Genomic DNA, 7252 nt, shown 5'->3' on the forward strand with positions numbered 1-7252 from the left:
CCGCTATGACGATCGACTATCACACGCTGCGCAACTGGCCGTTTCAGGACGTCGAACAGACTTATACCGCGCGCGACGCGATGTTCTACAGCCTCGCGGTGGGCTACGGCGCGAATCCCGTCGATGTCGACGATCTCGCCTTCGTCTACGAAAAAGAACTGCGCGTGCCGCCGACGTTCGCCGTCGTGCTCGGCTTTCCAGGTTTCTGGGCGCGCGATCCGAAAAGCGGCATCGACTGGGTGCGCTTGCTGCACGGCGAACAGGGCATCGAGATTCACAAGCCGCTGCCGCGCGAAGCCACGGTGATCGGCCGCTCGCGTATCACGCGCGTGGTCGATAAAGGCGAAGGCAAAGGCGCGCTGCTCGAAATCGAACGCAGCCTCACGGACAAAGCCACGGGCGAGCGCTATGCGACGCTGCGCCAACTCACGTTCTGCCGTGGCGATGGCGGTTTTAGCGCCAACGGCGGTCCGAGCGACGAGGCGCCGCCTGCGCCGCCCGCGGTGCCCGATCGCGAGGCCGATTACGTCTGCGAATTGCCGACGCGTCCCGAAACCGCGCTGCTCTATCGCCTGTGCGGCGACGACAACGCCTTGCATGCCGACCCGCAAATCGCGCACGCAGCGGGTTTCGAGCGGCCGATCCTGCACGGACTCGCCACGTGGGCCGTGGCGGCGCACGCGCTGCTCAAGACGCTGTGCGCGAGCGATCCCGCGCGTCTCGTGCGCTTTCACGCGCGCTTCACCGCGCCGGTTTATCCGGGCGAAACGATCCGCACCGAAATCTGGCGCGACGGCAACGCCGTGAGCTTTCGCGCGCGCGTGGTCGAGCGCAATATCATCGTGTTGAACAACGGCACCGCGACGCTGCGCTGAGGTTCGGCACCTTGCGTCTTTCGGCGCACATTCACTGTCAATCGAATTCGAAGGAAACGCTGTCATGGCCCGTCAACCCAAACCGCTGGTGCGCTCCGATATCGCGTACAGCACGCCCGATCGCATCGTCGTGCGCGGCAAGAGCCTGCCCGACGAAGTGCTTGGCCATATGAATCTCGGCGATTTCGCCTTTCTGCAACTCACCGGTCAGGCGGCGACGCCGCAGCAATCGGCGATGTTCAACGCCATCGTCATCACGCTCGTCGAGCATGGCATGACGCCGAGCGCGATCGCCGCGCGCATGACCTATGCGGGCGCGCCCGAGTCGTTGCAGGCCGCTGTGGCGGCCGGCTTGTGCGGGCTCGGTTCGGTGTTCGTCGGCAGCATGGAGGGCGCGTGCCGGATGTTGTCCGAGACCTTGCCCTATGGCACGCAATGCGACGACCTCGAAAAACTCGCCGTCGATACCGTGGCCGCCTGGCGCGCACGCGGCACGCCGATTCCGGGGCTCGGTCATCCGCTGCACAAGCCGATCGATCCGCGCACGCCGCGCCTGTTCGAACTCGCCGCGCAGAACGGTTTGTCGGGCGACTATGTGAAGCTCATGCAATTGATCGGCAAGGAAGCGGAGCGCGTGTCGGGCAAGGCGCTGCCGATCAACGCGACGGGCGCGATCGGCGCGATTTGCTGCGAGTTCGGTTTTCCGTGGCGCATCGTGCGCGGCTTCGGCGTGATGGCGCGCGCGATCGGTCTCGTCGGGCATCTGCTGGAAGAGGGCGAGCGTCCGATGTCGTTCGAGTTGTGGCAGCGCGTGGAAGACGAAGCGTCGGCGCATTTGCGCGGCGAGGTTTAAAGGCGCGCGCACGCTGTTTCAACGATGAAATGACGAAAGCCGCCTGCAAGCATTAAGCCACGCAAAAGGGCCGATTCGGCAAAGCCAACTTCGCGAAACGCGGCGCGCGCGGCATAGTAGCCGCATCGCCGGCCGTTGCCGCAGGGAGGAACACCGTGTCCGATTCATCCACGCCACCGCTCGACGCGTGGCTCGACAAGAGCGAAACGCTCGCCGACGACATCACGTCGTTTCCGCTACGCGCGCTCGCCGCCACGCTCGATCGCGACGCGCCCGGCGAGCATGTGCCGCCGCTGTGGCACTGGCTGTATTTCCTGCCGGTTGCGCCGCTCGCGCAAGTCGGCGCGGACGGCCATCCGCAGCGCGGCGGTTTTCTGCCGCCCGTGGCGTTGCCGCGTCGCATGTGGGCGGGCGGCCGCCTCACGTTTCATGCGCCGCTGCGTGCGGGGCAACGCGCGCAACGCACGTCGACGATTGCGAACATCGAAGACAAGACCGGCCGCAGCGGCCGTCTCGTGTTCGTGACAGTGCAGCATCGCTATGAAGCGGCGGACGAACTCTGCATCGAGGAAGAGCTCGACATCGTTTATCGCGACGCGCCGCAACCTGGCGCGAGCGCGCCGAAACCCGTGAGCGCGCCGGTCGGCGAAACATGGTCGCGCACGCTCACGGCCGACGCCGTGATGCTGTTTCGCTATTCGGCGCTGACGTTCAACGGCCATCGCATTCACTACGATTTTCCGTATGTGACGCAGGAAGAGGGCTATCCGGGGCTGATCGTGCACGGCCCGCTGATCGCCACGCTGCTGCTCGATCTCGTGCATCGCGAACGGCCCGACGCCACGGTCGCGACCTTCGCGTTTCGTGCCGTGCGTCCGACCTTCGCGGGCAACGCGTTCACGCTTTGCGGCTTGCCCGCAGCGGACGGCCGCTCCGTCGAACTGTGGGCGAAAGACCACGACGGCTATCTGACGATGCAGGCCACGGCGACGTTCGCCTGAACGTTCAATTCTTTCACGCATTCTCTACGCAGACAGACTCATGACCGATCATCCCAGCCGCACGCTCGCGGCGTTCGCGGCGACGCTCGACTATCGCGCGATTCCGGCGCACGTCGTCGAACGCACCGTCAATCTTTATGTCGACTGGCTCGGCTCCGCGCTCGGCGGCAAGGGCGCGCGTCCGGTCGAAACGATCGCGCGTTTCGCGCGCACGGCGCGCGGCGCGCAAAGCGCGAGCGATGCGTGCGATGTCGTGATCGATCGCACGCGCACCACGCCGTATTTCGCCGCGATGATCAACGGCGCGGCCTCGCATTTCGTCGAGCAGGACGACGTGCATAACGGCTCCGTGCTGCATCCGGCTACCGTGGTGTTTCCGGTGACGCTGGCCCTGGCGCAGTCGCTCGGTGCGTCGGGGGCGGAATTTATCGCGGCGTCGGTGGCGGGTTATGAAGTCGGCATTCGCGTCGGCGAATTCATGGGGCGCTCGCACTACAAGATCTTCCACACGACGGGCACGGTCGGGACGATCGCGGCGGCCGCAGCGGCGGGACGCCTGCTCAAGCTCACGCCCGAGCAGATGCTCGACGCGTTCGGCTCGGCAGGCACGCAGGCGAGCGGCCTGTGGGAATTCCTGCGTGACGCCGCCGATTCGAAGCAGCTGCATACGGCGATGGCCGCCGCGAATGGTTTGATGGCGGCGCAACTCGCGGCGGATGGCTTTCGCGGCGCGCAGCGCATTCTCGAAGGCGCGCAAGGGATGGCGGCGGGCATGTCGAGCGACGCCGATCCTGCGAAGCTCGTCGATCGTCTCGGCGAACGCTGGGCGACCGTCGAGACCTCGTTCAAGTATCACGCGGCGTGCCGCCACACGCATCCGGCGGCCGATGCCTTGCTCGCGGTGATGGCCGAGCATCGCCTCACGCCCGCCGATATCGCCGCCGTGACCGCGCACGTGCATCAGGGCGCCATCGACGTGCTCGGCAACGTGGTGGTGCCGAGCACGGTGCACCAGGCGAAGTTCAACATGGGCACGGTGCTGGGCCTCTGCGCGTATCGCGGCTATGCGGGCGTGAACGAATTCGAGCACGGCTATGCCGAAGCCGATATCGCGGCGTTCCGCGAGCGCGTGACGATGGCGCTCGACGAGGAAGTGGATCGCGCGTATCCGGCGCGCTGGATCGGCAAGGTGACGGTCACGACGCACGACGGCCGCACGCTGCACGGACGCGTCGACGAACCGAAGGGCGATCCCGGCAATACGCTCTCGCGCGACGAGATCGCTTCGAAGTTCGTGCGTCTCGCGGCGTTCTCGCACGCGGCGAGCGAAGCGCAGGCGCGTGCGTTGCTCGACGATGCCTGGGCGATTGCGGAGTGCGCGCGCGTGGGCGCGTTGTTTGAGTCGGGCGAGACGAAGGCAGCAGCAAAAGCAGCCGCATAAGCACCATTCGCTGATTCGATGAAAACGCAAAAAACGCCGGAATTTCCGGCGTTTTTTTATGGCGCGTCGTGCGATGCTACCGCCGTTTATCCCGCACGAAACGCAAGGCGAAACGCACGAGTTTCGGCACGGTTTCTGGCCGCTGCAAACGCGTGTCGTAACCCGCGAAACGCCGGTCGTTTTCCGCGAGACACAGGCGCATGAGTTCCGGCACGCTGATATCGACGTCGCTGACCGACTGCGCGCCGTTCATCGTGAAGTTGTTGTCTTGCCGATGCTCGTTGCCGTCGGCGTCCATCGCGCGCGCGAGTCCCACGCGCTCCCAGCACAGAAAGACCCACACGGCGGCGACGCGCAATTCGAAGCGGATACGTTGCCACCACGACAGCCGCGCGCGATGCCACGCCGCCCAGTTGGCGAACAGCAGGATATGGCGGCACTCTTCCTGCATGACCGGTTCGAACGTGTCGATCAGTTCGGGCGGAAAGAGCCCCGAGCGTTTGGCGACTTCGAAGAGGCCGAAGGCGAAGAAACTGTCCACGCATTCGCTGTAGCCGGTGACGAGATAGGCCCATTCGGCGTCCTTCGGCAGCACGTAGGGCGGCTCGCTTGCGAGCGCGATGCCGTAGGCCGCAACGAGACGCGAGAGCACGTCCTTGTGCCGGCTCTCTTCCCATGCGTTGAGCGCGAGCGCCGCGCGCATGTCGGGGTCGTCGAGCGTGGCGGCATAGGCGGCCATGCGCAGGCGCGCCTTGCCCTCGGTCTGCACGGCGATGTCCCAGATCGGCAGTTCGACGATGCGCTTGAGCGCGGCCGGTTCGAGCACGGGCCATTCGAGCACGGCAGGCCGGTACGGATTGAAGGTCTCGCGGAACATGCGGCAGGTCTCGCGACGATGCAGCGCCGTGCCTGGCGTGAGCGGACCGCTTGCATCGCTGGTCCAGTGGCGCGTGGTGTAGTCCGCTGCGTCGAGCGCCTGACGATCCGGACGATGCTGCGGCAACCGCGGCGCGCTGAAGCCCGGTATGAGCCGCGCGGTGTCGAAACTGTCGATGACCTGATCGTCCATCAGAAAACATCTCCAGGCTGAGCGTAATGCCAAAAAACATGTAATAAAAAACGAATGCGGCCTGAATGGATTATTCGAGCGGATTGAAAATCGCTTCAGATCGTTTCGCGGAATTGTTCGACCGCTGTCCTCAATATTTTCCGGTAATTGTGTCACCGTTCGGCGAACGTCGCGCGCAAGCGGGATGGATCGAGATCAGGCAAATCGGCTTGAATTGAAGGCCGAACTCGCCTACCCAAATGGCTTTGGAGCTTGACCCTGTTTTCCGCGTCAACGCGTGTCGAGCGCATGAGGATCGTTGCATTCGCCGAAACGATAGCCGGAAGGGTTTCGATAAAAAGCATAATGAAGATGAATATCGACATTCGTCATGTGACAGAAAAATAAGCGCAAATGCCGCGATGAATTAAATGGCGCAGATACAGCGCGTCATTGCGCTATTCGATATAGCCTGTGACAGATGTTTGATTCGCTGCAACACGGCGAATCCGTTTTACTCATCAGAAGGCAGTCGAAACAGGGGGCGTCGCGCGGGCTCGTCATCAAGGCGATGCCACGCGACGCCGGAGCCAGCCTTAACCGGAAGCTTGCCCGTGCGCATCCTGTCGATATTCGGAACGCGGCCAGAAGCCATCAAGATGGCGCCGCTCGTGAAGCGTCTTGAAGCGGAGCCCGGCGTGCAGTCGGTCGTCTGCGTGACCGGCCAACATCAGAGCATGTTGCAGCAGGTGCTCGACCTGTTCGGCATCGTGCCCGCGCATAACCTCGCCGCCATGACCACCAATCAGACGCTGAACGGCCTCGCCGCGCGACTGTTCACCGGTCTCGACGACGTGCTCGCCGCCGAGCAACCCGAACGCGTGCTCGTGCACGGCGATACCACCACGAGCATGGTCGGCGCGCTCGCGTCGTTTCATCGGCGCATTCCGGTCGGTCACGTGGAAGCGGGCCTGCGCACCGGCAATCTCTTCGAGCCCTGGCCCGAGGAAATGAACCGGCGCGTGGTGGACGTGGTGAGCGATCTGCTGTTCGCGCCCACCGCAAGCTCGCAGGCGAATCTCGACGCGGAGGCGCTCACGGGCCGCGTGGTCGTCACGGGCAACACCGTGATCGACGCCTTGCGCCTGATGTGCGAGCGGCTCGACAGCGACACCGCGATGCGCGCGCGCATCGACGCGCAGTTTCCGTTTCTCGAACCCGAAGGCGAGGGGCGGCCGCTGCTGCTCGTCACGGGGCATCGGCGCGAGAGTTTTGGCGCGGGCTTCGAACATATCTGCGCGGCACTCGCGGCGCTGGCGCAGACCGGCAAGATGCAGATCGTCTATCCCGTGCACCTGAATCCGAACGTGCGCGGCCCCGTGCTCGCCACGCTCGGCAACGCGCCCAATGTGACGCTCACCGATCCGCTCGACTATCCCGAGTTCGTGCGGCTCATGCAGCGCGCGGCGATCGTGCTGACCGATTCGGGCGGCGTGCAGGAAGAAGCGCCCGCGCTCGGCAAGCCGGTGCTCGTGATGCGCGACGTCACCGAGCGGCCCGAGGCGCTCGCGGCGGGCACGGTGAAGCTCATCGGCACCGACCGCGTGGCGATCGAGCGCGCCGTGCTCGAACTCGTCGACGACGAAGAAGAGCGCCGTGCGTTCGCGCGACGCGTGAATCCATATGGCGACGGCCATGCGTCGGAGCGCATCGTCGCGGCGCTGGTGGGCAAGCCGTTCACGCCCTTCGCGAGCCGCGCGTTGCCCGGTTATCTGCATCCGGTGCTCGCCGCGCGGGCGGACGCCTAGCGCATGCCTCGCGCCCATCTGAAGCACGCCGATCGCATCGTGCGGGGTTCGCGCCGCGCCGACCAACATGAGGTCCATGACGTGATATCGAATTCGACTTCGCATCGGGTAGGGACGACGAGCGCGCGCGGCCCGAAGCGCGTGCCGGTCTGGCTGAACGGCGCGCTGCTGCAAGCGCTGGGCGCGATGAGCGTCGCGTGGTGCGTGCCGGCGCAGGCCGCGCCCG

The 7252-nt window shown here is 65.2% G+C and carries 8 protein-coding genes; 7 read left to right on the forward strand and 1 reads right to left on the reverse strand.

Annotation, left to right across the window (positions count from 1 at the left end):
- Positions 1-5: 5 nt before the first annotated feature.
- The 4 genes from G3N97_RS19220 to G3N97_RS19235 all read left to right on the forward strand — a co-directional run bounded on the left by G3N97_RS19220 (position 6) and on the right by G3N97_RS19235 (position 4170).
- Positions 6-875, forward strand: coding sequence for a MaoC/PaaZ C-terminal domain-containing protein (locus G3N97_RS19220; protein ID WP_205994646.1), 870 nt, complete (start codon positions 6-8; stop codon positions 873-875).
- 64 nt (positions 876-939) lie between these two features.
- Positions 940-1728 (forward strand): citryl-CoA lyase, encoded by a 789-nt coding sequence (locus tag G3N97_RS19225; RefSeq protein ID WP_205994647.1) that lies wholly within the window; start codon positions 940-942, stop codon positions 1726-1728.
- Positions 1729-1883: 155 nt separating this feature from the next.
- Positions 1884-2729 (forward strand): MaoC family dehydratase N-terminal domain-containing protein, encoded by an 846-nt coding sequence (locus G3N97_RS19230; protein ID WP_205994648.1) that lies wholly within the window; start codon positions 1884-1886, stop codon positions 2727-2729.
- 40 nt (positions 2730-2769) lie between these two features.
- Positions 2770-4170, forward strand: coding sequence for an MmgE/PrpD family protein (locus G3N97_RS19235; RefSeq protein ID WP_205994649.1), 1401 nt, complete (start codon positions 2770-2772; stop codon positions 4168-4170).
- A 76-nt stretch (positions 4171-4246) separates the two neighbouring features.
- Here G3N97_RS19235 and G3N97_RS19240 read toward each other — a convergent pair whose 3' ends face one another.
- A complete protein-coding gene (locus tag G3N97_RS19240; RefSeq protein ID WP_205994650.1) occupies positions 4247-5239 on the reverse strand; it encodes a ferritin-like domain-containing protein in 993 nt (330 codons plus the stop codon).
- A gap of 65 nt (positions 5240-5304) precedes the next feature.
- Between G3N97_RS19240 and G3N97_RS19245 the strand changes: the two genes are divergently transcribed.
- The 3 genes from G3N97_RS19245 to G3N97_RS19255 all read left to right on the forward strand — a co-directional run.
- Positions 5305-5457, forward strand: coding sequence for a hypothetical protein (locus tag G3N97_RS19245; protein ID WP_205994651.1), 153 nt, complete (start codon positions 5305-5307; stop codon positions 5455-5457).
- A gap of 375 nt (positions 5458-5832) precedes the next feature.
- Positions 5833-7026 carry a UDP-N-acetylglucosamine 2-epimerase (non-hydrolyzing) gene (gene wecB / locus G3N97_RS19250; RefSeq protein WP_346778086.1) on the forward strand — a complete coding sequence of 398 codons (1194 nt, stop codon included), beginning with the start codon at positions 5833-5835 and terminating at the stop codon, positions 7024-7026.
- A gap of 3 nt (positions 7027-7029) precedes the next feature.
- Positions 7030-7252, forward strand: a 223-nt coding sequence (locus G3N97_RS19255; protein WP_205994653.1) for a hypothetical protein, incomplete at its 3' end; no start/stop codon positions are given.

This window comes from Paraburkholderia sp. Ac-20347 (genome assembly GCF_017104805.1).
Lineage (GTDB): Bacteria > Pseudomonadota > Gammaproteobacteria > Burkholderiales > Burkholderiaceae > Paraburkholderia > Paraburkholderia tropica.

Bases quoted from the DNA above. Each gene is read 5' to 3' on its own strand.
- G3N97_RS19220 (WP_205994646.1), top strand. From the start codon at position 6: ATGACGATCGACTATCACACGCTGCGCAACTGGCCGTTTCAGGACGTC.
- G3N97_RS19225 (WP_205994647.1), top strand. From the start codon at position 940: ATGGCCCGTCAACCCAAACCGCTGGTGCGCTCCGATATCGCGTACAGC.
- G3N97_RS19235 (WP_205994649.1), top strand. From the start codon at position 2,770: ATGACCGATCATCCCAGCCGCACGCTCGCGGCGTTCGCGGCGACGCTC.
- G3N97_RS19240 (WP_205994650.1), bottom strand. From the start codon at position 5,239: ATGGACGATCAGGTCATCGACAGTTTCGACACCGCGCGGCTCATACCG.
- G3N97_RS19245 (WP_205994651.1), top strand. From the start codon at position 5,305: ATGGATTATTCGAGCGGATTGAAAATCGCTTCAGATCGTTTCGCGGAA.